The organism is Bacillus sp. GbtcB10, from assembly GCF_019091365.1.
In the GTDB taxonomy this organism is placed as follows: domain Bacteria; phylum Bacillota; class Bacilli; order Bacillales; family Bacillaceae; genus Bacillus; species Bacillus altitudinis.
In genome coordinates this window covers 1-270 of record NZ_JAGXJP010000153.1, presented here as the reverse complement: position 1 = coordinate 270, position 270 = coordinate 1, and the positions used below count along the sequence as shown (strand labels likewise).

The window sequence follows — 270 nt, the reverse complement described above, 5'->3', positions numbered from 1 at the left end:
AAAACATAGGGACTGGTGAAGGCGGCATGCTGACGACAAATGATGATGCACTTGCGGCTAGAATCAGAAGGCTGGCGCTACACGGGATGAGCAAGGGAGCGTGGAATCGTTATGGAGAAAAGGGAACATGGTATTACGAGGACGAGGAACCGGGCTATAAAATGAACATGTTTGACGTGCAAGCATCGATAGGGCTCGTTCAGCTAAGCCGGTTGAAGGAGATGAAGACACGCAGAGAACAGATTGCGAAGTCATACAATCAGGCATTTC

The 270-nt window shown here is 49.3% G+C and carries 1 protein-coding gene; it reads left to right on the top strand.

The features are described from left to right. Positions 1-270, top strand: a 270-nt coding sequence (locus tag KVT11_RS19935) for a DegT/DnrJ/EryC1/StrS family aminotransferase (RefSeq protein WP_217609156.1), incomplete at both ends; no start/stop codon positions are given.